This window comes from Ruegeria sp. AM1 (assembly GCF_056540745.1).
Window position 1 is genome coordinate 117,097 of the sequence record NZ_JBQFXH010000004.1, and the last position, 26,305, is coordinate 143,401.

The following is a 26,305-nucleotide window of genomic DNA, read 5'->3' on the forward strand; positions in this document are numbered from 1 at the left end:
ATCAGCGGGGGGCCTCGATCTGATTGAGGATGTTTTCAAGAACCTGCCGGGGGCTGCGCCCTTCGATCTCGGCAGAGGGGCTGAGAACGATCCTGTGTTGCAATGCGTGAATGATCAGGGCTTTCACATCGTCCGGAATGGCAAAATCGCGCCCGTTCAGGGCTGCGGTGGCCCGTGCAGCGCCGGCGATGGCATCGGCCGCACGCGTCGACGCGCCATACGCGATGTCGGCGCTTTCGCGGGTCGCGCGGACAATTCTGAGGATATAGGCCAGAATGTCATCATCCAGCACGATGCTATCAATCAGCCCCCGCGCGGCTGCGGTTGCGGCGCTGTCCAGCAGGGGTGCCACCCCTTGCGTTGCAGTCAGGAAATCCAGAGGTTCCGCTGCGTGATGGCGCAGGATGGCCAGTTCGACATCCTCAGGCGGGAAGGTGAGGTTCACTTTGAACAGGAACCGGTCAAGCTGCGCCTCGGGCAGGGGATAGGTGCCTTGTTGCTCGATGGGGTTTTGCGTGGCAACCACCATGAACTCGGAACCCAGCTCATGGTCTTTGCCATCGATGGTCACCATGCGTTCGTTCATCGCCTGCAACAAGGCGGCCTGGGTTTTGGGCGGCGCGCGGTTGATTTCATCCGCCAGCAGGATCTGACTGAACACGGGGCCTTTGGTCAGAACAAACTCGCTGGTCTGAAAATTGTAGATCGATGTGCCCAGTACATCGCCGGGCATCAGGTCAGGTGTGAATTGAATACGCCCAAAGCCCAGGTTCAGAACCCCGGCAAAGCTGCGCGCCAGCAGGGTCTTTGCGGTTCCCGGCGGCCCTTCAAGCAACACGTGACCGCGGGCAAAAAGGGCGGTCAGCAAAAGGTCGACGGCCTCTTCCTGACCCTGAACAACTTTGCCAATTTCGGCGCGCAAAGCCTCGGCATGGTTAAACAATTCATCAAGCGTCATGGGCTATTCGCTCCAGTATCGATTCAAATTGGTCTACATAGGTGATGGCGTCACGGGCGCTCAGATGTGTTGGCAGGGCCCTGATCTGCACCAACAGCTTTTCCAGCCGATCGGCGAGCACAGGCTGCCGCGCGCGAACATATCGCAGATACGCGGCCTCGACGCTGTCAGTCACAACATGGGCCGGGCCAAAAACATCGCCGGCCTGAACGCGAATGCGGGTATCCACAAAATCGGACAGCAGCGCACCATCCTGCCCCGTCAGACGCATCAGCCGCGCCCGAGCCCTGTTGGCCGAACGTTTGCCGGTATCCAAAGATGGCGCAGTCTCGGTGACAGGGCCATTGCGAATGCCGCCCCGCCAGATGGCCAGCGCCAGCAGCAATGCGCCTGCAATCCAGAGAATGCGGAAAGGATAATCCAGAAGGCGCAGCAAATCCGCCCATGTCCGTTTGCGTTCAACCGCGTTTTCGGGGCGCGTCAGCCAGTTGCGCTCGCTATAGTCAATCACGATCCGCGCACCCTCTGCGATCTTGGGCAGCAGATCGGCCGCGATCAGAGCGTTGTCGCCAAGGCGCAGGCCGTGATTGTTCAGCAAATCGGGGTCCGACAGGACATATACCTGTTGAACTTCCTGATCTTCGCCGCCTTCAAAAAGGCAGAGCCCCAGCAACATCGCACCCGGCCGGCCAATGACAGGCTCGCATTCATGCCCTTCAAAAACCTGAGCAACATATATGCGGGCGGTAAGGTCGCCCGTCTCCGAAACATACCTAAAATCCGAGAACGGTTTTGGAATATATGAAACCTTCCCAACGCTGGTTTCGGTTACCTCGTGCAGTAGGTCCTGCGCTTCCCCGGGCGGGATCAGCAGATAGGGATGGCCAAGCCCGGTCAACCGCATACCACTGCGCCATTTCGGCAGGATGATCAGGCTTTGCACTTGCTCCGCCTTTTGGCGTATGACCACGCTGCTCTGATCGAACTCATCGGTCTGAAGCAACAGATCGTCCTTGGTGCTCGCTGTTTTTCTTTCCGTGCCGAGATGCGTGTCAAATATTGGCTGCACCAGCAATCCGATCGAGCTGCGATCCAGCGGCCAGCCTCCGGTAAAGCTCTGTGCCGGGTGGCGCTCGCTGCTTAGCCAGACCTGCAACCCGTCAAACCCGCTGGGCGAGTCCCGCAGTGTGTATTGCCGTTGATTGACCAGATACAGAAACACGCCCAGCGACAGCAGAATCACAACGCCAATCACGATCCAGTCCAGCCGGATCTGCGGTGCCGGGTTGGTGTCCGAGATATCGCTCATGCGGTTACCTCGCGCAGGATCGGGCGCACGCGGGCGACGTGATCCGCAAAGTCACTTTCTGTGATTGTCCGGCCGCCGAAATGGACCAGCTCGCAATCACGGACTAGTACCCGCAGATCCTGCAGATAAGATTGGTTCTGCGGCAGCTTTCGCAGCGCTTCGCGTTGCGTCCAGCTGCGTTTGAACAAAACTCCGTTGGCGTTCAGGCATCGCGTCAATGCCAGCTGCGCCAGCCCGATCAGCGCCAGTTGCCGATCAGATATGCGTAAGATGCTATTGAGATCAGACAGTTCGGGATCATCCAGATTATCTGCCGCCACTGTCGCACCCTTCTTGCGCCGCGTGTTCTCAACCTTGCCGCCAAAGGAAACCGATGTGCCGCCGACCGAAAAATACACAAAGCTCAGCAGAACAATCAGTACGATCAACGAGATGATCGCCGTTGGCCATTGCGAATCCGAAGTCCAGCTGCGCTCACGGTCGACAGGTTCGGGCTTGGGTGCTGCAGTGGTTTCTAGTGGAGGCACTGGTCTAGTCGGGTCAAAATAGACGACATCCGTATCGACGCCGTGATATCTGACTGCCTTCAGATAGTCCCGCCCCGAATCCGTCAGCTCATGCGGTTCAACGGCGGCCTCCTGCGCGATCGCACCGGACGTCACGCAGGCAAAAAAGGCAAAAATCAACACAAAAACACAACGCATTAGCGTATCGATAGATCACCCGCGATGTGCTTGCAATACGTCACAGATATCCGGAGCCCAAGTGATGTCCGGCAAAGACTATGGGTTGTGCGCGTGGCGGAAAATTCTGCCTTTTTCGCGGCGAAACTGACGTAGGAAAGTTAGATTTTAAAGATATTTCCCAACATGTTGAGCGAAATCGTGAACTTGTTATCGGTCTCTTGCGTTACTATCTAAGGGTGAGCGATCACCAAGTTGGAGCCTTAATGCGCATACGCCTCGCCGCCCTGATCTTTGCCTGTTCCGCAGCCTATCTCTCATTTCGAACGCCTGCCCAGCCAAAGTCCGAACACGCGGCAGCACATACGATCTGCACTCAAGGCAGCGCCAATCGCGAGCGGGTGATCGAAGCCTGCACCAGACTTCTCAGGGCTCAGGATGTTTCGACCGACCGTCAGGCCCACCTTCTAAGCCAACGCGCGCTGGCCTATCGTGGGGCAAAGCAATATGAAGCTGCAGTGGCGGGCTACGACAGTGTTCTGACCTTGCGGCCAAATGATGTGCCAGCCTTGGTACAACGCGCAAAAACGCATGCGGCGGCGGGTGATGCCGAACTGGCCGGGGCGGATTTTGACAGGGCGCTGGAAATTGAGCCTGACAGTGTTCTGGCCGTTTTTGAAAAGGCCAAGTTTGACCGCGCGCAGGACCGCATGCCCGAGGCAATGCAGGGTTTTGAGAGGGCGCTGGCGCTTGACCCCAGTTACGCCACGGCGGCGATCGCACTGGTGAATGCGCGCTACAGTATCGATGGGCATGACGGCATGGTCGAATTTTTCAAGCAGGCTGAGATGCGCTGGCCAGATCAAGAATGGGTTTACTTCGACCAGATCCTATATGCCCTCCAACATTCGGGTGACCACGAAAGCGCATTGCAGGCCGCCTCTGGTTTTGGAAGGTTGAAGCGAAATCAGGGTGGCGAACGTGTTATGTCTGCTTTGATACATCTGAAGATCGGCGATGAGGCTAAAGGAGTAGCCCTCGTCGAGACGATTGCAGCATTGAACCTTGAACGCAGCTATTCGAAGCAGAGCTTTGTAAAAAGGTGGTACAACAAGACTGCTGACAAAATCATGGTAGGGCAAAGCCGTGAGGGGCTGTCGCGCGGTTTTTGGTTCGCGTATTTTGGCAGAACTGATCTGGCGACATCTGAGATCAAAGAGTTTTTGCAGGAAACCGGAACCTATGGTCGCAATGCCTTGCTTCGCAACATTAGGCAGGTGGGCGTTGCAGTGCCGCGGCAGGCCTACGCTGGCTCATCGAAGCATCTGGAGATAGCAGTCAATGACTACGTCAACCACATCAACGCAGAACTTGGTTTTGGTGGCATTCCCATGCTGAAAAAAAACGCTGATCGCTGATCTGCCAACAAAATCCGTTTTGTTCACGATTGCCAACATTTCTTTAGCAGCCACAGCTTTGATCAATGACCGGAGCCTCAATGCACCCACGGCTACTCATCCTGATCACCACTTTTGCTCTTGCGTTTCTTTGGGTCGCTGAGCCGCTCAAACCTCAGGACGCGGCTGCGACTTGTGTCAGCAACACAGCGTCGCGCGCGGATGTGATTTCAGCCTGCACCGCGTTGATCGAGGATGGGAGGACCGCACCGGACTATAGACATCTGTTCCTGACCGAACGCGCCTGGGCGCACAGCTGCAACCGGCATTCTGACAATGCGATTGCGGATGTGGACCGGGCCTTGGCGCTGCAGCCGAAAAACTACAAAACCTGGGTGTTGCGTGCCCAGATCAATGATGCCAATGGCGATCACGAAACCGCGCGCGCCGACTATGAGCGGGCGTTAAAGCTGTCGCCGCAGAGTTCTTATGTCAATTGGCGCAGGGCTAAATTTCTGGACAAGCACGGGGATCGCGGGGCCGCCTTTGAGGGTTATCAACAGGTGCTGCGCGCGAACCCGAACGCCAGCAATGCGGCAAAGCGATCAATGATCTATCTGGCAGATGTTGGCGAGTATGAGCGCGCCTTGCAGATGGCCAGTGCGGCTGCTGAAACTTGGCCTGATGACTACCGGTTCTATGCCATGCTGATCCAGCTTCACGTCGCGCATACAAAAGATGTAGATGCGGCTTTGGATGCGGCGCAAAGGGGCATCGATCTTAAAGATCAGCCTTTGTCTGAATATTTCTACCAAGCGGTGATTCATCTCTCGATCGGGGACGAGCAAAAAGGGGTAGAGTTCATCGACGGATATGTGACGTCGCTCATCGAGCGATCCCGTTCCAAATGGCCAAGTTGGGATTGGTTGAAATCTCAACTCAATGACTATCCAAATGAAGACAAAGCTGAGCGTTATTGGCTACGCGCAGTGACGTATGCGCTACTCGCCCGAGAGGACTTGGCGCGACCCGAGCTTCTTCGATTTTTAGAGATTTCGGGGCCCGTGAGCAAAGAGAGGTTGATCGCTGCCGCCGAAAAGGAGGGGCTTCAGCTCTCGGAACGCGAAAAGCAAAATGCGGAGTTGATTGTGAGTGCCTATGTCGCGCATCTTGCAAAAGATGCGCCAAGTTGGAACACGGGCCGCAAATGACGGGCATTGTCAGGCCAATTCACCGGCCCGTGTCAATTTGCGCGCAATCCTGAGATTGATCCCGGACCAATCCTGATTTAAGGGAGGCGCGGAGAAATCAGAGTCATCGTGGGGCGGTCAGATTATCCCGACCCTCACACGTCACATGTTTGGTGGCACAACTCTTTGGATCGCACGCCCCTGAAAGGCTTAAAAAAGGTAAGGGAATATGGCAGAAAAATCGAACTTCGATATATTGTATACCATTGTAGACGAAGCGCCGGAGCTGGCGAGCGCATCGTTCCTGCCCATCATTCGCAAGTTCGCATCTGCGGCGGGCGTCAGCGTCGGCACCAAGGATATTTCACTGGCCGGGCGTATCCTCGCGACCTTCCCTGAGAACCTCACCGAGGCACAACGCATCACCGATGATCTGGCCGCTTTGGGTGAACTGGTGAAGACGCCCGATGCCAATGTGATCAAACTGCCGAACATCTCGGCCTCGGTCCCGCAGCTGGTGGCCGCAATCGAAGAGCTGCAGTCGCAGGGCTATGACATCCCGAGCTATCCCGAAGAGCCCTCGACCGATGATGAAAAGGCTGTTCGCGCGCGCTATGACGCCATCAAGGGCTCGGCTGTGAACCCGGTACTGCGCGAAGGCAACTCAGATCGCCGCGCGGCGCGGGCGGTGAAGAACTATGCCCAGAAGAACCCGCATTCGATGGGCGAATGGTCGTCGAACAGCAAAACCAAAGTGTCGTCGATGCCGGGCAACGATTTCTATGCCAACGAGAAATCGGCCACCATCACCGCTGCGCAGGCCGGTGACGCCAAGATCGAATTTGTCGGCAAAGACGGTGCCGTGACCGTTCTGAAAGATGGCTGGCCGCTGGCCGAGGGTACCGTGGCAGACGCGACGTTCATGTCGGTCAAAGCTCTGTCCTCGTTCCTGGCGGGTGCCATCGAAGACACCAAAAAAGACGGTACCATGTTCTCGCTGCACATGAAGGCCACGATGATGAAGGTCTCGGACCCGATCATCTTTGGCTATGCCGTACGGGCCTGGCTGGCGCCTGTGTTCGAGAAATTCGGTGCCGAGCTTGAGGCGCTGGGTGTGAACCCGAACTCGGGTCTGGGCGATCTGCTGGAGCGCGTGAAAGACAACGCCGATATCATGGCGGCCATCGACGCGATCAAAGGCGACCGTCCCTCCATGTATATGGTCGACAGCGACAAAGGCATAACTAACCTGCACGTGCCGTCGGACGTGATCATCGACGCCTCGATGCCGGCGGTGATCCGTGCGGGCGGCAAAGGTTGGGACGAGACCGGTGCCAAGGGGGATACCAACTGTGTCATCCCTGACCGCTGCTATGCGCCGGTTTATGACGAGGCCGTCAATTTCTTCAAAGCCAATGGCGCGCTGAACCCGGCAACCGCTGGTGCCGTCGCAAATGTCGGTCTGATGGCGCAGAAGGCCGAAGAATACGGCTCGCACCCGACGACTTTCCAGGCACCGGCAGACGGCACGATCCGCATCGTTCTGGCCAATGGCGATGTGCTGCATGAACATGCGGTTGAAAAAGGTGACATCTGGCGGTCTTGCACAGTCAAGAAAGCCCCGATTGAGAACTGGATTCAATTGGCTATGGATCGTCAGCGCCTGACCGGGTCCGAAGCCATCTTCTGGCTGGATGCCAACCGTGCGCATGACGCGGAGCTGATCAAATACGTTAAACCGGCGCTTGAGGCCGCTGGCGTAGCAGACAAGTTCCAGATCATGGCCCCGCGCGAGGCGACGCGCCAGTCGCTGGAAACGATCACGGCAGGCAACGACTCGATTGCGATCACCGGCAACGTGCTGCGGGACTATCTGACCGACCTGTTCCCGATCCTCGAGCTGGGCACATCGGCCAAGATGCTGTCGATCGTCAAGCTGATGAATGGCGGTGGTCTGTTTGAAACCGGTGCGGGCGGCTCAGCCCCGAAACACGTGCAACAGCTGGTCGAAGAAAACCACCTGCGGTGGGATTCAATGGGTGAGTTCTGTGCGCTGGGTGAATCGCTGAACTTCCTGGCGGATACCAAAGGCAACGCCAAAGCTGGCGTTCTGGGTGCCGCGGCCGAGGCTGCAACACAGGGCATCTTGGACAACAACAAATCGCCCAGCCGCAAAGTGGGGCAGCCCGACAACCGCGACAGCCATTATTGGTTCGCGCGGTATTGGGCCGAAGCTCTGGCCGCGCAGTCTGATGACGCTGATCTGGCCGCTGAGTTCGCACCTGTGGCAAAGGAACTGGCCGCGAAAGAGGCTGACATTCTGGCTGAACTGGCTGCCGCACAGGGCGAAGCCGCTGATCTGGGCGGTTACTACCATACCGACCCGGTAAAGGCGGCGGTTGTTATGCGCCCCAGCGCGACCCTGAACGCGATTATCGACTAAAGACTTTGGGGCCGGTCAGCCTTGGCCGGCCCCATTGGCTGTAAAACCCGCCAAACGCCCACGCACTGACCAGATGGGCCTTTAGTTTCATTGCAAATCCCGGCCTGTATGATACCACAACCGATGTTTGTGGTTTTATGTTTGTGCAATGAGTTTGACGGTTTTTGATTCTTCCATCCAACGGATATCGGTCTCTGCTGGTTTGCAGGCGGCACCTGAACTGAGGCGTGCGGTGCTGTGGCTTCGATGAGCACCGATAAGATCGCCGTTCTGTCCGACATTCATGGCAATGCAGGTGCGCTGGCTGTTGCCATCGCGCAGACAAAGCTTTTTGGTCCGGACCTCGTGGTGATGCTGGGTGATCTGCTGACCTACGGGGTGCAGCCGCGTGAGGTATTGCAGGCAGTCGATCAACTGCATCAGGACGAGAACTGCGTTTTCCTCAGCGGCAATCACGACCAGTTCTATTTCGATCTGGATCGGGGCGCGCCTGCATTTTACGACAATATCTCAGACTTCGTGACCGAGTCCGTGCGCTGGACCCATGACCTGATGGCTGACGCGCCGAAACTCGCCGACCGTTATCCGTGGGCGACGCGGTATGAGGCCGGGCCTGTTCTGTTTTCTCATGCCAACCCCTATGAGTATGGTGACTGGTCCTATGTGTCGAAACCCGATCAATGGGCAACTGCGGCGCAGACATTGCGCGATACGGGGTTTTCGGTGGGCGTGTTTGGGCATTCGCACAGGTCGTTTGCGGTGCTGGTGGATCAGTCGGGCGAGGCAACTCAGGCCGAAACTGGTACATGGCTGACCTTGGCTCCGGATGAGGTATTGCTGCTGAACCCCGGCACAATCGGTCAGCCGCGCGGGACAGGCTTTACCTATATGACGATCGAGCGCGATCAGGACCGGATCAAGGTCGACATTCCCAAAATTGAGTTTGATCGGGCAAAATTCTGCCATGCCATTATGGCAACTGATCTGAGTGCGGATACAAAAGACAGACTTATCTCGTTTATGGAGAAGTGAATTGATCACGGTTTTGGTTACAGGTGCTGGTGGCGGTGTCGGTCAGGGGATCATTAAATCTCTGCGGCTGATCTCAGATTTACCCCTGCGTATCATTGGCGCTGATATGGCGGCGCTATCTGCGGGGCTATACGCGTGTGACAAGGTGTATCTGGTCGAAGGCTGCCGGTCGCCCAGCTATCTGGCATCGCTTGCCCGGATTTTTGAGGCTGAGAATGTCGACTACTATATCCCCGGCACGGATATCGAGCTGGCGCTGTGCGCAGAAAAGCGCGATGAGATTGCACGGGATTTTGGGGTGCGCGTAGTCGTCAATCCACTGGACGCGGTCAAAATCGCCGATGACAAGGCGCAAACGGCGGCCTTTCTGGCCGAAAACGGGCTGCCCTATCCCAGGACCTGGTCGATGGCCGAAGCACTGGAAACCAAAGATCTGTCCTTTCCGGTCATCGCCAAACCTGCCGTCGGCTTCCGATCGATTGGGGTTGAGCGCGCGAACAGCCGCGAAGAACTGGCCGCCTATCCAGGTGATCACAGCCAGATCATCGTGCAAGAGCTGATCGGTGACGATACCCGAGAGTTCACCTGCACCATCGTTGGCGTGAACGGAAAGCTGTCGCCCGTTCTGGCGTTGCGGCGGACGTTGCGGTCTGGCGATACCTATCGTGCGTTCCCTGAGCGGAATGCCGAGGTTGAGGCTTATGTCACCGCCATCGCCGAAAAGCTGGGCGTTGACGGGGCCTGTAATTTCCAGCTGCGGTTGGATCGGGACGACGTGCCAAAGGTCTTTGAGATCAATGCGCGCTTTTCCGGAACAACGCCGTTTTGTGCGCAGCTTGGGTTCAACCCCGTTGAATTCTACATCAAGCAAGATCAGGGTATCTCTCATAACCCGGAAATCGCGTGGGACAGTGCCGTGCTGCGATATTGGAGCGAGCTGGTGCTGCCGAAAGCCGCGTTGGAACAGCTGGATACTGACCGCGAACTGACGCCGAACCCGGGCGCTCAGTTCAGCCTTTATGGCAACACCAAATGAAAGTCGCTCTGACAGGCGCGACCGGTCTGCTAGGCCGGCATCTATGCGCCCTGCTGACGGATGCCGAAGTGCCATTTGTGCCCGTGGGTCGGCAGTTGTGGGATTTGCGGAATTGGTGTGACGACGCCCGTTTCGATGAAATCACCGACGGCGCAGATGTTTTTGTGCATTGCGCGGCCCGGATTGCAGATGCCGATGATGCCGGGTCGCTGCGCGATCTCTATGACACCAACCTGCGCGCGACATTGAACGTTGCTCAGTGGGCGGCGCGGCGCGACGTGCATCTGATCTTTATCTCCAGCGGATCGGTCTATCAGGACCCCCACGCCCCACGTATTGCCGAGGATGCCCCGACCGCGCCGGGCCCTTTGGGTGGGGCTTATGCTGCGTCCAAACGGTTGGCTGAACACGCGCTGACAGAGCATGCAGCCCTGCAAGGGCTGAGGGCAGCGATCCTGCGTCCTTCGTCGCTCTATGGGGTTGGCCTGCCGCAGGATAAATTCCTGATCAAGATGCTGACTGCCGCGCATGCAGGGCAGGGGCTTACGGTTACCGGCCCGGACAATCGCATAGACTTTGTTCACGCCCATGATCTAAGCAGGGCAGTGCTGTTGGCGGCACAAAACCAAAGCGTAGGCACCTACAACATATCGGGCCCCGGCCTTGTCAGGCTGGCCGAGCTGGTTGAGGCCATCGCACAGTTTGGCCCGTCGGGGCCTGTGGACGTGACCACGCAGCCCGGAGACGGCGCAGCCTTCACCCGGTTCGCACTGGATCACAGCGCCGCAACGCAGGCCTTTGGTTACCGGCCCGCTGTGTCGCTGCAAACCGGGCTAGGCATGACCTTACATCAGGACTTGGTGCCCCCGGCGTTATAGCAAGGTGCTGTTCAGGGACAGGCAACCTCATCAGGTGCGTAGGACATGCGATTGACAAAGCTGTCTTCGATTTCAAACGTGTCGAGACCGTTTTGCTCAAGAAACCGTGCTGCGGCGGACGCCACGGCATAGTTGCCAATCTCCTGCAGATGGTGATCCGGGTGGCCGAACAGGTCTGTGACGGGCACGTTCTGTTGTGCCGCCAATGCCTCCAGCTCGGGCTTCAGATCAAGCCAGACAAACCCATGCCCTTCGGCGGATTGGTCAATCAGGCCACGTACGGCATCGCTGTATCCGTTTGGGTCACTGCGGAACGTCACGAAGTCTTCGCCGACAAACTCTGATACGCTGGGCAGCGAGAACACGACCAGCTTTGCGCCCTTGTCCGCGACGGCCTGATTGAGGGTGTCGAGCGATTCCATAAACAAGGCCGTTTCAACATCGGTGGGCTCAGATGGATACAGGTCGCGATTGGTCATCATAGATTTGAAACGGATCAGAAGTTTGCCGACCTGGAACTTGGCAATCTCTGACATGGTGCGCTGCAGCAGCGTCCGCTTCTGGTCTGCTGGTGGAGGATTATCCTGCCATTTCTGGAACTTGATGTTGTCGATTAGATCGTTGCTGTTGAAAACAAACAGCAGCACCGTGTCATGTGGCATCACATCCTGAAACTCCTGATATGTCAGGCCGTGTTGCAACGTTCCGTGGCCGCCGGTTCCCAGGTTCACATAATGCGCGTCTTGCGACCAGCGGGACAAAAGCGCCGGAATGGTCTCGGTCTCGTCCGACAGTGTTCCGCGGATGAAGGAATCCCCTAACACAAGTACGCGCCCTTTGTCCTCAGCAGGTTCGGTCGTGCCTCGGAAGCCGTGTTCATTATATTTGTGATACGAGACGATGCCGTTGCGGAACTCGAAATAAGATTGCGAGGGGTTTTCACGGGAATAGACCGTATCGTGCCGCTGCAACCGTTCGGGCCCGCCCTCGCAGAAATATACCCCTTGATGCTGCAGGGGGACATTTGCGATTTTCTGGCTTGAGTGGGGCTGCAGGTTCAAAGGGTCAAACACCCTGAGCAACACTTCAACACATGCCAGGGTAATCAGGCAGCTAAGAGCGAACAGTAAGAAATTCTTGAGCACTTGAAACTCACTTTCTGATATGCGCTGCCTCGTACCCCAGTGCCGGTTTGGGCAGCAAAATCCCAGTTGCACAGCATGTGTGTGACAACAGATGAACGTATCGTCGTTAGGTCATCCACTCATCATGCCAAAAGCTGTACGCCAAAACGAACCACAGATGCGGCCCCCAGTTCCGGCTGCCGTTCAGATGTTCGCGCCAGCGTCTGCGTAACACGCTTTGGTCGAATATCTCGCCCAGGCCACTATTGCCTTCGAAAACCCCTTGCGCCACATCTTTGAGCGGACCGCGCAGCCAATCGTTCATCGGCACTCCGAACCCTTGTTTGGGCCGGTCATAGAGGTCTTTGGGCAGGCGTTTATCCACAAGTTGCCGCAGCGCAACTTTGCCGACAGTACCGTCGTATCGCAACTGATCCGGGGCGCGCCATGCGGCAGCAACGACACGGTCATCCAGCAACGGTGCGCGTACCTCAAGCCCCACCGACATCGATGCGCGGTCGACTTTGACCAGAATCCCTTCGGGCAGGTAGATGCCGGAATCCAGCATCATCATGGTGTGCGTATCGCTCAGACCTGTGGGGAGAGAGCGGCTGATATAAACGCCATCCTCCTTCACCTCATTTCGCAGTTCTGCGGCAGGCTCCCAAAGGCTAAACATGGAATTGTATCTGCTGCGCAGATTTGGGTGACGTACGATATCAGCAACTTTGGATAGCCGATCCGGAGTGATTTGATTGCGCAAGTTTCCGGGCAGGAACGGGCGCAAAACTGACAACAGCGCTTTGCTGACACCATCCGGAGCCGCCGCCAGCGCAGCAGCAGCCGGACCGGGTAATTTATGCGCAAGCCGTTGCATGGCCAGCATCCGGGCATAGCGTTCGTACCCGCCAAAGGATTCGTCGCCGCCATCGCCAGACATGACGACCTTGAGCTGCTTTTGCGCCAGTTGCGACACCAGCAGGGTCGGAATTGCCGATGGATCCGCAAAAGGCTCGTCATAGACTTTGGGCAGGCTCTGAAGCAGATCAAATGCCATCTGCGGAGTTGCTGTCACCTCGTGATGGTCCGTGCCCAGATAGCGGGCGATCGCGGCGGCATGATCGGCTTCGTTCAGGTCCTTGTCCTCGAAACGCACCGTGAAGCTGGTGACATTTGTCGGCGACAGCTCTTGCATGAGGGCGGTAATCAGGGTTGAGTCGATGCCGCCCGAGAGGAATGTGCCCACGGTGACATCTGCAACCATCCGGTCCTGAACCGCGCGGGTAAGCTCGGCCTCGATTGCGGAGAGCGCCTCTTGCGCGGAGCCATATGGTGCCTCCAGCCCGTCGGCGGCGCATTGGCGAATATCCCAGAAACTCTCGATTGCTTCTGCCAACGCGCGGGCGGATTTTGGTGGCGCGTCCAGCGAAACCTCAAGCAATGTGCCGCCGGGCAGCTTGATCACGTCTTTATAGATCGAAAGCGGGGCCGGAACAAAACCATAGCGCATATATTGCGCCTGCGCGCGCCTGTCGGCCTCGGCAGCGCCAAAATCGGGGTGCGCACGCAGGGCTTTCAGTTCAGACCCAAACAGCAGCTTGCCCGATTTCAGACCGATATAAAGCGGCTTTTTCCCCAGCCGATCACGCGCAAAGACCACCCGGTTTTTCTGCCGATCAAAGACGGCAAATGCAAACATGCCATGGCACAGTTCTACCGCTTTACGCACGCCCCATAGATCCATTGCCGCCAGCAGGACTTCGGTGTCCGACGTGCCGCGCAATGCCACCCCGCGGTCGATCAGCTGTTGGCGCAACTCGAGAAAGCCGTAAATCTCGCCGTTATAGACGATGGTAAAGCGGCCGCTGGGTGAGGTCATCGGCTGCGCGCCCGTCTCGGACAGATCGACAATGGCCAGTCGACGGTGTCCCAGCGCGACGCCCGCATCGGTATCGACAAACAGACCATCGGCATCGGGTCCGCGATGCTGAATGCTGTCGCACATGGCCTTTAGCGTGTGCCGGGTCTGGTCTGCTGCCGCAGCCTGAAACGTAAGAAATCCTGCGATGCCACACATACCGGGCTTCCTTTATCTGGCGTTCAGGGCAACAGGATGCCCATGGCGCGAAATCGCCTGGGCCAGCACAGCGTCATAGGCCTCGGCAATCGCAGACAGAGAATAATGCTGCGCAATTCGGTCCCGTGCCTCAGCGCTTTTGGCTTGAAATGTCTCGACCGGCCAGCTGGCCGCCTTGATCATGGCCTGCGCCAGCGCGGCGGGGTCGCGCATGGGCACGACATAGCCATTGTCGCCGACGATCAGTGCTGAATCGCCGACATCCGTCGTGACAACGGGCCTGCCATAGCTCATCGCTTCGGCGATGACATTGGGGAACCCTTCGGTTCTGGAGGACAGAGCCAGCGCGTCGATACGGTTATAAAAGGCCGACATATCGCTCAGATCGCCGCACAGCTCGACACAGTCGGAAGGCAAGTCATTGGCCGCCAGCAGGTTTCGGATCTCAGGGTTGTCCGAAGTCACGCCATCCCCGGCCAGCACCGCCCGCAGATCAGGGACCGCGCGGCGCGCCTGGGCAAAGGCCTGAAAGAAGGTCGGAAAATCCTTCTGCGCGTGAAATCGCGCCGCAACGCCGAAAATGCGGGCGGGCCCGGTACGTGGCTGCGCAGTGTCGGGAATGATGAAACCGTTGGGGATCACAGCGGACTGCGCGTCCGCGTAACCGTATTTCTGGTGCTGCACCTGCGCGCGGGTCGAGTTGTAAATGATACCGTCGCTGAGCCGGGACAGTGATTTTGACAGGCTGACTGCAGCCCGTGCGCTGCGCGTGAAAGACGATGGGTCATCCAGCGCCTGCCGTACCGTCCAGACAACGGGGGGGCGTAGCGATGTCAGCTTGTCCGCAATCAGCCCCACAACCATGGCGTGGTACATCCAGCACAGCACAACATCGGGCTTATGTTTCTGGATCAGTCGCCGGATCGTCCAGATCGCCCGCGGCAGCGCCAGCGGCGATTGCGCGTGCAGCGAGATGTATTCAACCCGGTCATTATTCGCCATGTCGCGGCAGCGGTCGGATACCTCGGTCAGGGCGACAACAACGGCTTTTTCCTGCGCGTTGGACAGCAAACGCGCAAGCATCGCCTGAGCGCCGCCCTGTCCCGAAAAATCAGTTGTTACGTGCAGGATCATCGGCGCACCTCGCTACTGGCCAGCCATCTGGGGAACCAAAGCCCGATTGCCAATATCAACGATGACCTGGCAAAGCTGTGCTACCTCTTCATGGGATCGCGCGGGATCAACCAGAAAGGCGAGGCTTGTGTCCCCCAGCTCTTGCGCGACGGGCAGCGGTTTTTCCGGCCCAAGCCCGCGTTTCTGAAAGGTCTGCTCGCGATAGATTTCCGAGCAGCTGCCGGAAAAGGCCGGAAAACCTGCCGCCGTGATTTCGGCGACAATCCGATCCCGGGTCCAATCGGAGGCCAGCGCTTCGGGGCGAACAAATGCATAGAAGCGGTAATAGGCATGGGTGATGTCATCACCGGGCATCGGCACGCGATAGGCGCGGCAGGTCGATAATGCCTCATGCAGCAGGCGGGCATTGGTTGTGCGATGATCGCGCCATGCGTCCAGCCGGCGCAATTGGACGCGCCCCAGGGCCGCCGCCATTCCGTTCAGCCGCAGATTGGTGCCCGGGCCTGAATCATGCAGCCAGCGAAATCCGGGTGGGGCAGGGGTGTTAAAAACCGTGTCATAACCCTTGCCATGGTCCTTATAGCTCCAGATGCGCGACCAGAGATCGTGATCATTGGTCAACAGCATGCCGCCTTCACCGCCGGTTGTCATGATCTTGTCCTGACAGAAGGAAAACGACCCGATGGTGCCCAACGTACCGACATGGGCATCGCCGATCATGGCCCCGTGAGCCTGAGCGCAATCTTCGATCACCCACAGATCGTGCGCCTGCGCCAGATCCATGATTCCGGCCATGTCGCAGGGCCAGCCGCCCAGATGTACGGGAATGATGCCCTTGGTCCGCTCGGTGATCAGCGGCGCAACAGTTTCCGGCGTGATGTTCTGCGTGTCGCGGTCCACATCGGCAAAGACGGGGACAGCGCCAAACAGCATAACCGAACTGGCCGAGGCGACAAAGCTGCGCGGCGTAACGATGACCTCGTCGCCCGGCTGCAAATCAAGCCCGTGCAGCGTGGCATCCAATGTCAGCGTGCCGTTGGCAATGGCAATGGCATGCGCGGCACCGGCATAGGCGCGGTATTCATCTTCGAACGCGCACACATCCGGTCCGGTCCAGGCGTTTACTTTGCCCGAGGCCAGTACCTGCGCGACGGCATCAATCTGTTCCTGATCGTAAACGGGCCACATCTGCATCGTGTTTCTCCTGCTAGATGACCGATCTGACCAGCACAAAGCCTTCGGCGGCCGGACGGTGTACGGTTGCCCCGCGCAGTGTCGCCAACGCCCGCAGGCTTTCGACGGAGCGTTCATGCGGGGCGGGTTTCACCTGACTTGCAAACTCGGCGAAAGCGGCCAGCTTGCGGTCAAGCGTGTCCGAGATGTCGACAAAGACATTGGGCACAAAAGGTGGCGTCAGATAAGGCGCGTTCCAATTGGTTTCGGACAACGTCTCATAGGCCGCAATTGTCGCCGGATAATCGTGCTGATGCGGCCTGCTGGCCACCAGCGTCGACAGAAAGCTCAACTGATGGTCCAGATGAATGTCACCGGGATGGGGCGCAAAGATCAGCTCGGGCGCCAGCTCGGTCACCAGTTTGCCAAGACCTGCGTTCAGGGCCGAATGTGGAAGTTCAGGCAATTCAGCTGCCGGGAACTCCAGCCAATGGGTTTCTTTCACGCCCAGCAGATCGTGGGCCTTTTGGGCCTCGGCCGCAATGCGCTGCACCTGTTCCAGCGGAAATTTAGGCGGCGCACCGCGTGTAACGACAACCACATGCACCTCTCGCCCGGCATCGGCCAGACGGGCGATCGTGCCGCCGACGCCCAGAACCTCATCATCGGGGTGGGGAGCAACAACAAGGACAGAACCCTGTCCTGCGTTCAGAAGATCGGAAGCGATCATGGAGTATTCCTTAGTTTCGAATGCAGGGCCGGGGGCGCATCGGCCCCTGACCATTCAAGAATATCGATGCAGCGCCCGTCGCCGCAGGCAACGGTGAAACCCTGATCGGTAATGGCCTGAATCTGACCGGGCAAGCCGATGTAATATCCTTCGGGCTCGGTATATCTGACGGCTGTCATCGCAATATGCTGCCCTTTGGGATCAAAGGAATAGGCGCCGGGATAGGGTGGTCCAGAGGCGCGGATCAGGCGGTGGATTTCAGCTGCAGGACGGGACCAGTCGATCAAACCATCCTCAGGACGGCGCCTTGCGCACAGGCTTACGCCCGTTGTGACCTGCGGCTCTGCCGGGATGTCGCCCTCTGCGATCTGCTTCAACAGCGGTGGCAACAGACCAGAGACCGCGCGCAGCGCTCTGTCATACAGCTCGCGGGCAGTGACGGTTTCCGGGTCGACGGCGTATCGCGCCTGCGCGGCAATCGGCCCGTCATCAGCCCCTTCGCCCAGCCAGAACAGCGAGGATCCCACGCTACTTTCCTGCATCAGAATAGACCACGGGATCACACCGCGTCCACGCAACTTGGGCAGGGCAGAGGGGTGAAACCCGATGCAGCCGATCCGCGCGATGGCGCGGAATTCCGGGCCGCAGATCTGCGACCATCCGATGACCAGAATCACATCGGGTTCATAGCGCGCGATTTGCTCGATCGTTTCGGGTGAATTGGTTTTTTCGGTAAAGATCACCGGCACGCCATATTTCTGCGCAACCGGCGACAGATCAACATAGTCGGAATGGCGCGAGCCCAGATGCGGCGGCACGGTGACAACCAGATCGGGCGGATGACCCGCCGCGCAAATGGAGACCAAAGCACCCAAAGAGGATTCGACAGCGCCAACAAAAACGATCTTCACGCGGGCATCTCCTGAAGGTTGAAAGTGTGAGACCCGCTTTCCTCAAGCCATTTGGTCGCGGCTTCAATGCGGTCGGTATGCCTGCGCTCGCCGCGTATGGCGACGCCAAGGGTTTCGCTCAAAATCTGGAAATCCAACTTGAGCGAGCGATGCGCAACGTACCACAGATCAAGATGCAGCTTCTCAGTATCGCTGAGATTGGTGTTGCCGCTGACCTGTGCCCAGCCGGTCAATCCCGGCCGCACGGAACATCTATATTGTCCGGCAGGTCCAAAACCCTCGATCGTCGCTGGCAGCAAGGGGCGAGGTCCGACCAACGCCATTTTATACTGCAACACCAGAATAAGCTGCGGCAATTCATCGATGCGCAACCGCCGGATCAGCGCAGTGGCGCGGGTTTGGCGTGCAGAATCGGGCAGCAAATTGCCTTGTTCGTCACGCGTGTCTTTCATGCTGCGCAATTTGAACAGGCGGAAATCCTGTTTATGTCGACCAGCGCGGGTTTGCGAGAACATCAAAGGCCGACCAACCGAGGTGAAAATGATAACGCAGCCAATCAGGAACAGGGGCAGCGTCAGCAAGCCCAGTACCAGACATATCAGGATTTCAAGAAACCTGTTCACGGTGTGATCCAACCCAATTCACGGTTTCCCGCGACACAATATAAACACAACAACTACAACCGGCGCTAATGCGCATCGAAAAAACTTTGCCCAACCTGCAGGCGCATGCCCCGGCTGGCAGAGAATATCGGGATCAATTTGTTCGAACTCGTCTGGATTTGCAAGAATTCCCGACCGCAAATCTCGATTCGTGTGAATTACGTTTGTTATCGGATGGGGAGATCGAGAATATGAGAGGTCTACGGCGACGATTCCGCCATCCTTTTCTGATTGTTGCGCTGGCAGATACAACGCGGGTGAGGGCTTGCTTGGTCTGCATATCAAGGCGTCGGATGCGCGGCGTCCTTTAAATGCCACAGCTCTGGCCACAAGATGCGCCCATTGCCTGTATAGCAGGCGGGTGGAACGGCCCCTGACTCCAACAGTCGCGCAACGGGATTGCAAGTATGAGGCGTGTCTGCGCCCGGCGACTCGCTTGTCTTGGCACGCAGCAACAGCTATTCTTTCTGTAGCCTGCCGGTCTTAACGCGGGCTGTTCGCGCTAAATTGATTGGGCTGGACCCCTAGTTGTGATCCGGCCCTGTGCTAAATGTGATTTGAGTTCGTTGGCTGTGATGCACTAATGTCATGGCCTGTATGTTGATGAGTGAATTGGGAGAGTGAGTTCTGATGAACTGTTTCAGAACAATCTATGTGGCCTTGTGCCTTATGCTGGCGGCAACCGTCGTGTCAGCCGAGAGTTATCGTTTGCATCATCAGGACAAGATCTCGCTGCGCGCCATGCGCTGGGATTTGAACTCGTCATCCTATCTTCGCTGGGACGGGCTGTCTGGCGAATATACCGTGGCGCGTGACGGCACACTGATGATCCCGCTGGTCGGAGAAGTGGTGGCCGAAGGCAAAACAAGTGCCGAGCTCGCGGAAACGCTTGAGCTCAAGCTGCGTCGTCAGATCGGTATGGTGGAACCTCCCAAGATCGCGCTTGAAGTTATAGGCCATCTTTCGGTCTATGCTCTGGGCGATGTGGCGTCACCGGGTGCCTATAGTTATCACGCCGGTATGACTGCACAGCAGTTACTGGCACTGGCAGGCGGCCCGCTCAGACCGCCGGTTCAGATCGCCTCCAGCAATGACTTTCAAATTCTCAGAATGGGCGGCGAGATTCGTCTGCTGACTACGCAGATCGAAGAGCTGGAACACGAAAAGCGGCGCCTGCTGGCCGATCTAGCCAGTCTGGAGCAATCCGAAAGCAGTAGCGAAACCTCTGCCGCGCCTGAGGGGTTGGAAGGTGAAATCCTCTCGGCGACGCTGAACGCGCGCCAGGGGCTGGGGGATCGCATTCGCGACCTGCAGAACATGCTGAAAGAACAGATTTCCAGCCTGACGATTCAACTTGAACTGCGCAACGCCCAGATCGAGAACGTAAGCCGCGAGCTGCAGAACCTGACAGCTCTCAAAGAAAAAGGTCTGACGGTTTCAAATCGGGTCACGACCATGACCAATATGCTCAACGATCTGGAAACCAAGCGACTCGATCAGGAAATCGCGCTGATGACCGCTCGGCAGGAGCTGAACCGTGCAGAGCGGGATGAGCTGGAACTCGATGACAATGCCCGATCAGCCTCGCTGATTCAGCTGAATCAGGTCGAGAGCGAACTGGCCGTGCTGAAAACGCGCCTGACGACCGCTCAGGGGTTGCACGCCGAACTGGCTGCTGCAGGGTTGCTGAGCGATGAAGATATCGGTAGCGAAACGGTGATCGAGTTTGTCGTGACACGCGGCGAGGATGGCCGGACACAGCGGTTCAAAGGCTCCGACAAATTGATGCCCGGTGACACGGTCGAGGTTGTCAGATCGATTGTTTTAACATCTAACTGACATGTGGGGCATGGTGGCCCCGGTTTAAGATTGACGACTGCAGACGTTTCTTAGTTACGAGTTTTGTTATGCCCTTACCTTCCAACCGCGCGGTTGATTTTCTGATTATTGGTGCTGCGAAATGCGCGACCACCTGGTTGCAGCAATCTCTTATGCGCACCCGGGGCATTTATATGCCGGATCCAGAACTGCATTTCTTCTCCCGCGAATATGAAAGAGGGATTGGCTGGTACCACGAACAGTTTCACGTCGATGCAGATGCGTCGCTCATTGGTGAAAAGTCGAACTCCTACCTGACGGTTCCAGAGGCGGCGCAGCGTATCCGGGACCACTATCCTGACGCGCGGCTTATTCTTCAGATGCGCGACCCGGTCAAACGGGCCTATTCGGATTACTGTATGCTTTTCCGTCGCGGAGAGGTCACGGCAGATATCCAAGAATATCTCGATCCCGCGCGCGCAGCCGATCAACGATTTTTGTCCGACGGGCGCTATGCACATCATCTCAACAGATTTTATGATCTCTTCCCGGCTGAGCAGATTCAGCTGTTGGCTTACGAAGACGTTCGCAGTGATCCTAAGTCCAATCTGGAAAAAATCCGGAGGCACCTTGGGCTCGACCACCAGCTGCAGCCACCGGTTCGCAGCAGGGTGAAGGATAAGAACACGCCAATGGTGCCATTGCCGCTGCGCCGTGTTCTGACACCGATGCGGTCGGTGCTGGATCCAGTGCGCCACACATGGCCCGTGCGATCTTTGCGCAATGCCGTGGCCAAAAAGGTCGAATATCCTGCTTTGCCAGGTGATCTGGTGCGTAAGATGATGGCATTCTACGCGCCCGACGTCGAGCAGCTACAACGCATCGATCCGGCGATTAGCAAGCTGTGGACTGTTGAGGCAAATGAAAGGCGCGCGGAACGAATCGGTTGAGTTCCAGATGCCGTTCAGTAGCTCCTGTTTCCGCCGGGGAAACAAAAACAGTGTTTCGGCGACTGGGTTTACCTTGTGGATAAAGAGTCTTGGTGTCTCGCGATTCAATTCTGCACCTTCCGCGTGTATGCGGTCATAAAAAGAGGCATTTCTTTGTCGGAACGGTGTCCGGAGGGTGAAAAATAGTTTCTTATCCCTCAGGTCGTGTGATAAAGTTAACAGATATTAACGGATGTTGGCCGCAGAGTGGGCCGTGTCCATGATTTTGATTTGGTGTGTGTACGAGTGAGAAAGGGGTCTTGGTTTTTGGTGCCTGTTTTGTAAAGCACCTGAGCCGCAGGGGGTCTTTAAAACGAAATCAGTCAATGGTCGGCACAGCCTGTGTCGATGTGGTGTTTTGGCTTTTGTAAGCTTGGTCGGATGCGTTTCCGCCAGCTGATTTAGTCGAGTGTTTGGGGCAATTTACGCCGGAGTTGTGAGTATGTACGAGCAAGAGTTGGTTAAGCTCAAAAGTGGACTTGAAAAAGAGAATCTGATTGAGGCCGAGCGTTTGTTCGGAGACGTCAGATCAAAGCTTTCACAAAAACTGGCTGAGCTGAGTGCGAACCGTCGACTTGTGATCGGCGACATTGCTGCTTCCGCGATCGCGGTTCTCATGGCGGTGGTTTTAGCCAATGGCGGTGCTTTGCCCGCGCAGTTCGGTTCTGCGCTTCTGCCGCTTGTGTTCATGTCCTGCTTTGTGGCGCTGGCTGTTCTGCCGCTGTCGGGGATCTACAAGCGCCATACGCGCTCGACTTCGCTACGTGACGTGACGCTTATTGTGCGCGCATCGGCTCTTTCAGTTGGTGTTCTGGCCCTGGTGGGATCAGCTTTCCAGGTTACGGCGCAGATTCCACTGGCTGTCTATTTCATCCAGTTCCTGTTGGTTGTGCCCGCATTCGGAACTCTGCGCGTGCTGGCGCGCAGCACCGAATTGACCCGCAAGGTGCAGCCCAAAGCAGCCGAAGCTGACGGCAAGATTCCTGTCATTCTGGTGGGTACGGGCGCAAGCTGTGACCTGTTTGTCCGGTCGCTTCGCAATACCGAATCCAAGTATCAGCCCGTCGGCATCATTGACGATGCACGCAATACGCAGGGTCTGTATTTCCATGACGTTAAGATCATCGGGTCGCTTCTGGATGCGGATGTTGTGATCGAACGTCTGAAATATTACGACGAGCTGCCCCAGCGCGTGCTGCTGACCGAGCCGGTGACCCATTTCGAAAGTGATGGCATCCGCAAGCTGACCCGCTGGGCAGAGGCGAACAGCATCACCGTGTCCCGTCTGACCGGTCTGGAAGAGCTGGGAACCGAAAACAACGGTATCCGCACGGTTAACCCCGAGGATATTCTGGATCGCCCGCAGAAAGCGGTTGAACGCTCGATGCTGCGCGAAATGTTCAAGGGCCGTCGTATCCTGATCACCGGTGCCGGTGGCTCGATCGGCAGCGAACTGACGCGTCAGATCGCATCCTTCGAACCGGCTGAGATCGTGATGATCGAAAACACCGAGTTCAACGCTTATTCGATTGATATGGATCTCAGCCAGAACTTCCCGGACGTCGCGCGCCGTATCTATGTCGCCGACATCCGCAATGCGGGCCGAGTGAACTCGATTTTCGAACGCCATCGTCCCGAGCTGGTCTTTAATGCCGCGGCGCTTAAACATGTGCCGATGGTCGAGCTGAACCCATGCGAGGGCGTCCTGACCAATGTCATCGGCACGCGCAACGTCGCGGATGCGGCCCGCAATGTGGGCGCGATCGCGATGGTGCAGGTTTCGACCGACAAGGCCGTCAACAGCACCAGCGTCATGGGCGCGACCAAACGCGTTGCCGAATTCTATGTTCAGGCGCAGGACCGTGTGACCAATGAAACCGATGAAGAGACCCGTTTCTTCTCGGTACGGTTCGGCAATGTTCTGGGGTCGTCGGGCTCTCTGATCCCGCTGTTCCAGCGTCAGATCTCTGAGGGCGGACCGCTGACAGTGACCGACCCGAAGATGGAACGCTACTTCATGACCATTCGTGAAGCCGTTCAACTGACGCTGGTTGCGGCGGCCAAGGGTCTTAACCTGGAAAACAGCCATGGTGAGATTTTTGTTCTCGACATGGGCCGCCCGGTCAAAATCGTTGATCTGGCCGAGCGGATGATCCGTCTGGCTGGTCTGGTGCCCTATGAAGATGTGGACATTAAATTCATCGGTATTCGTCAGGGTGAGAAACTCTTTGAAGAGCTGTTCGATGTCACCGAAGATCATCGCGAGAGCGGTATTCCCGGGGTCGCCTCCGCCATCCCGGAAGGTGTATCCGCTGCGCGGTTGCGCGCGATGATCCTCAAGCTGGAACAATCTGCGCATGACGGAAACGATCTGGGCGTGAAGAAACTGCTGAAAGATCTGGTGCCAGGATATGGAGCGAATGGTCTGCGTCCGATCGACGCCAAGGAACTGACCGCTCGCCCGAGCGTTCCGCATATCAAGCCGGTTCCTACCGAAAGCCTTGTTGGAGGCTTCAGCAAAGCAAACGGTTTGGAAACCATCAGCGCTGGTCGCTAGGTTAATAGTTTGAATTGATTAAGCTCGGGGATTATCCCCGGGCTGTGTAAATGTTACGAGTGTTTTCGGCTCTCAGGAGCGTGTTTGATATGTTAGACTCACGTCAGCTTGGTGCAATGAATCTGCTCCGACAACACGGAGACCGGATCGTTCGGTTTCTCGGCGCCGGTGTTGTGAATACCTTGTTCGGTTATTCGGTCTTTGCGGTGCTGGTTATGTTTGGAACCCACCCTCAGATTGCGCTGATCCTCCAGTTCATCCTCGGCGTTTTGTGGAACTACAACGTGCATGCGCGTTATGTGTTTTCTGTTCAGGGCTACGACAGACTTCCCCAATATGCCGCATCTTACGTGGTGATCTATCTGTTCAATGCCGCGTTGCTTTGGGTGCTGCTGGGCTTGGGTCTGGGCGCCTATGTCGCGCAGGCAATAGCCCTGATGCCCACTGTCGCGCTGTCCTATCTGCTGATTTCAAGCGCGTTGCGCGCCGAGCTTGATACGGTATCCTGATGACTGCCCAAGCCGATCAGATCGAAGGGGTAGGTGCGCTGATGCCCGATGTTCATTCCAAAAGCGGAACGCTGTTGTTGCGACTTGTCGCTGTCGTAGCATTGATTGTGGTGTTCGCAGCAGTGTTCGGGCGCATCATGAGCTTTGGTCTGCGGCGTGACGAGTTGATGTTTGTGCCGCCCGCAGAGTTGCTGGGCTATTGGGGCCTCTATGGCGACTTCTTCTATAATCACGTGCCGGATTCGGCCTGGTATTTCCGCGCCTTCTATCTTGCCCTGGGTTCCGAAGGTCTGCTGGCCTCTGCCCGGATCGGGGTATTCTTCGCTTGGTTGCTGATGGCGTCGGGTGTGGGTTGGGCCACCTACCGGCTGTCTCGTTCATCTTTGCTGGCGGTCTTCTTTGTTGTCGGACTGGCCGTCAACGAGACGTTGCTGTCGCAGGCTGGCATGGCCGCCAGCAACAACCTGCTACCACTGTCGTTTCTTGTCTGGGCAATCGGTCTGTTCATGGTGGAAACACAGCGTGACGCACCGCGGCCGGTGATCTTTGTGATCGTTGGGGTGTTGCTGTCGGTTGCTGCAGGCATGAAGGTCAGCGCTGCCATGTTCATTCCACCCGTTGCGATTGCAGCGGTGCTGATGCCCGTGCATTTGCGCTTGCCCAAGCGTCTCAAAGTCGTAACGCTGCCGACCCTATTGGGCGGTTTGCTGGGGGCTTTGCCCTTATTTATGTATCTTTTGGCCGATCCCGGCGGGTTCTGGGCGCATGTCGTGAGCTTTCACACGGGGCCACATGTCGCCTATTGGCAAGCCAATGCGGCCAGTGAACCGGGTCTGGCGCTGGGGCTTGGCGGGAAAATCCTTCTGGCCTACAGCGCGTGGTTCTCAGGTGCCGCGCTGATTGGAGTCATGGTGCTTGCTTATCTGGCCATGCTGACTCTTGGAAAAGTGCGCCGCGCTGATCTCGCGGTTTCTCAGATTTTGCTCGCTATCGTGGTGATGGGTGTTGCTGCGGCCTTCAGCTTTGTTCCGACGCCGGGCTTTCCGCAATACTTCATCCAGCCTCTGATCGTGCTGCCGCTGCTTGCCGCGCTGATCTATCGGGCGCTGCCCGCGCAGGTTCACGGGCAGGTGGCGCCTCTGCTTGCGGCAGGGTTAGTGATTTTCTTCGTCTTGGGCGCGCCACGGCTTGCGCCGGGGCTGGCGTCTTTGTCGAACCCGTCGGGCTTTACCACGGCCCGCATCGCACAAGGCGGGCAGGTCTTGCGTGAGACTGTCGCGGACAGCACCAATCCCGACGGCCCCGTCGCCACATTGATGCCGATCTACCCGCTGGAAGCACATTTGCCGGTCTATGCCGAGCTTGCGACCGGCCCGTTTGCCTTCCGCATCGCTGATCACACAAACCCTGAGTTAGCCAAGAGCTATACAATGACGGACACGGCCGGTTTAACCGCTCTGTTTGATTCCAACCCGCCTGCGGCTTTCCTTTTGGGATATGATCCGACGCTGGAAGAGCCATTGTTACGCTATGCGGAAACAAACGGATACCTTCCAGTCACAAAAACAGGGTTAGATAACCGTTACGGCAAGGGTGTGATATACTTGAAGACAGCAGGTGAGGCAGATTGATCATGTCCGGTCGCCTTCACTTGTTCGCTCACATAGAACGGACATGAGTTTCACCAGCGCACAC

At 57.3% G+C, this 26,305-nt stretch carries 21 protein-coding genes; 11 read left to right on the top strand and 10 right to left on the bottom strand.

Annotated elements, in window-relative coordinates; translation table 11 throughout:
• Position 1 precedes the first annotated feature (1 nt).
• Genes ACR0I7_RS12190 through ACR0I7_RS12200 form a run of 3 tightly spaced genes read right to left on the bottom strand, consistent with a single transcriptional unit; the run spans position 2 to position 2,971 of the window.
• Complete coding sequence (locus tag ACR0I7_RS12190) at positions 2-958, bottom strand: AAA family ATPase (protein ID WP_480511363.1); 957 nt, start codon at positions 956-958, stop codon at positions 2-4.
• On the bottom strand, positions 948-2,267 hold the full coding sequence (locus ACR0I7_RS12195) for a hypothetical protein (RefSeq protein ID WP_480511365.1): 1,320 nt from the start codon (positions 2,265-2,267) through the stop codon (positions 948-950). The genes ACR0I7_RS12190 and ACR0I7_RS12195 overlap by 11 nt, the downstream gene beginning before the upstream one ends.
• Positions 2,264-2,971, bottom strand: coding sequence for a DUF4129 domain-containing protein (locus tag ACR0I7_RS12200; protein WP_480511367.1), 708 nt, complete (start codon positions 2,969-2,971; stop codon positions 2,264-2,266). The genes ACR0I7_RS12195 and ACR0I7_RS12200 overlap by 4 nt, the downstream gene beginning before the upstream one ends.
• An 80-nt stretch (positions 2,972-3,051) precedes the next feature.
• Between ACR0I7_RS12200 and ACR0I7_RS12205 the strand changes: the two genes are divergently transcribed.
• The 6 genes from ACR0I7_RS12205 to ACR0I7_RS12230 all read left to right on the top strand — a co-directional run bounded on the left by ACR0I7_RS12205 (position 3,052) and on the right by ACR0I7_RS12230 (position 10,926).
• Entirely contained in the window at positions 3,052-4,368 is a 1,317-nt protein-coding gene (locus tag ACR0I7_RS12205) for a tetratricopeptide repeat protein (RefSeq protein WP_480511369.1), read from the top strand.
• Between the two features lie 224 nt (positions 4,369-4,592).
• Positions 4,593-5,558: a tetratricopeptide repeat protein gene (locus ACR0I7_RS12210; protein ID WP_480511371.1), complete on the top strand. Its 966-nt coding sequence runs from the start codon at positions 4,593-4,595 to the stop codon at positions 5,556-5,558.
• Between the two features lie 208 nt (positions 5,559-5,766).
• Positions 5,767-7,980: an NADP-dependent isocitrate dehydrogenase gene (locus ACR0I7_RS12215; RefSeq protein WP_480511373.1), complete on the top strand. Its 2,214-nt coding sequence runs from the start codon at positions 5,767-5,769 to the stop codon at positions 7,978-7,980.
• 246 nt (positions 7,981-8,226) lie between these two features.
• Positions 8,227-9,012: a metallophosphoesterase family protein gene (locus ACR0I7_RS12220; RefSeq protein WP_480511375.1), complete on the top strand. Its 786-nt coding sequence runs from the start codon at positions 8,227-8,229 to the stop codon at positions 9,010-9,012.
• Between the two features lies 1 nt (position 9,013).
• Positions 9,014-10,048: an ATP-grasp domain-containing protein gene (locus ACR0I7_RS12225; protein WP_480511377.1), complete on the top strand. Its 1,035-nt coding sequence runs from the start codon at positions 9,014-9,016 to the stop codon at positions 10,046-10,048.
• Complete coding sequence (locus tag ACR0I7_RS12230; protein ID WP_480511379.1) at positions 10,045-10,926, top strand: NAD-dependent epimerase/dehydratase family protein; 882 nt, start codon at positions 10,045-10,047, stop codon at positions 10,924-10,926. Before ACR0I7_RS12225 ends, ACR0I7_RS12230 begins: the two co-directional genes overlap by 4 nt.
• Positions 10,927-10,937: 11 nt before the next feature.
• On the opposite strand, the gene ACR0I7_RS12235 is transcribed toward ACR0I7_RS12230, so the two are convergent.
• From ACR0I7_RS12235 to ACR0I7_RS12265, 7 genes are all read right to left on the bottom strand, one after another.
• On the bottom strand, positions 10,938-11,999 hold the full coding sequence (locus ACR0I7_RS12235; RefSeq protein WP_480511381.1) for an SGNH/GDSL hydrolase family protein: 1,062 nt from the start codon (positions 11,997-11,999) through the stop codon (positions 10,938-10,940).
• Between the two features lie 178 nt (positions 12,000-12,177).
• Positions 12,178-14,127, bottom strand: coding sequence for an asparagine synthase (glutamine-hydrolyzing) (asnB, locus tag ACR0I7_RS12240; RefSeq protein ID WP_480511383.1), 1,950 nt, complete (start codon positions 14,125-14,127; stop codon positions 12,178-12,180).
• Between the two features lie 12 nt (positions 14,128-14,139).
• Positions 14,140-15,261: a glycosyltransferase gene (locus tag ACR0I7_RS12245; RefSeq protein ID WP_480511385.1), complete on the bottom strand. Its 1,122-nt coding sequence runs from the start codon at positions 15,259-15,261 to the stop codon at positions 14,140-14,142.
• Between the two features lie 12 nt (positions 15,262-15,273).
• Positions 15,274-16,455: a DegT/DnrJ/EryC1/StrS family aminotransferase gene (locus ACR0I7_RS12250; protein ID WP_480511387.1), complete on the bottom strand. Its 1,182-nt coding sequence runs from the start codon at positions 16,453-16,455 to the stop codon at positions 15,274-15,276.
• 13 nt (positions 16,456-16,468) lie between these two features.
• Complete coding sequence (locus ACR0I7_RS12255) at positions 16,469-17,164, bottom strand: PIG-L deacetylase family protein (protein WP_480511389.1); 696 nt, start codon at positions 17,162-17,164, stop codon at positions 16,469-16,471.
• On the bottom strand, positions 17,161-18,075 hold the full coding sequence (locus ACR0I7_RS12260; protein ID WP_480511391.1) for a methionyl-tRNA formyltransferase: 915 nt from the start codon (positions 18,073-18,075) through the stop codon (positions 17,161-17,163). Before ACR0I7_RS12260 ends, ACR0I7_RS12255 begins: the two co-directional genes overlap by 4 nt.
• Positions 18,072-18,698 carry a sugar transferase gene (locus tag ACR0I7_RS12265; RefSeq protein ID WP_480511393.1) on the bottom strand — a complete coding sequence of 209 codons (627 nt, stop codon included), beginning with the start codon at positions 18,696-18,698 and terminating at the stop codon, positions 18,072-18,074. Before ACR0I7_RS12265 ends, ACR0I7_RS12260 begins: the two co-directional genes overlap by 4 nt.
• A 669-nt stretch (positions 18,699-19,367) precedes the next feature.
• On the opposite strand from ACR0I7_RS12265, the gene ACR0I7_RS12270 reads away from it, so the two are divergent.
• From ACR0I7_RS12270 to ACR0I7_RS12290, 5 genes are all read left to right on the top strand, one after another.
• Positions 19,368-20,576 carry a polysaccharide biosynthesis/export family protein gene (locus tag ACR0I7_RS12270; RefSeq protein ID WP_480511395.1) on the top strand — a complete coding sequence of 403 codons (1,209 nt, stop codon included), beginning with the start codon at positions 19,368-19,370 and terminating at the stop codon, positions 20,574-20,576.
• 68 nt (positions 20,577-20,644) lie between these two features.
• On the top strand, positions 20,645-21,505 hold the full coding sequence (locus tag ACR0I7_RS12275) for a sulfotransferase family protein (protein ID WP_480511397.1): 861 nt from the start codon (positions 20,645-20,647) through the stop codon (positions 21,503-21,505).
• A gap of 481 nt (positions 21,506-21,986) precedes the next feature.
• The gene (locus ACR0I7_RS12280) at positions 21,987-24,101 is read left to right on the top strand and encodes a polysaccharide biosynthesis protein (protein ID WP_480511399.1); all 2,115 of its coding nucleotides are present in this window, start codon (positions 21,987-21,989) and stop codon (positions 24,099-24,101) included.
• Between the two features lie 89 nt (positions 24,102-24,190).
• The gene (locus ACR0I7_RS12285; protein ID WP_480511401.1) at positions 24,191-24,610 is read left to right on the top strand and encodes a GtrA family protein; all 420 of its coding nucleotides are present in this window, start codon (positions 24,191-24,193) and stop codon (positions 24,608-24,610) included.
• The gene (locus tag ACR0I7_RS12290) at positions 24,610-26,241 is read left to right on the top strand and encodes a hypothetical protein (RefSeq protein ID WP_480511403.1); all 1,632 of its coding nucleotides are present in this window, start codon (positions 24,610-24,612) and stop codon (positions 26,239-26,241) included. Before ACR0I7_RS12285 ends, ACR0I7_RS12290 begins: the two co-directional genes overlap by 1 nt.
• Positions 26,242-26,305 lie beyond the last annotated feature (64 nt).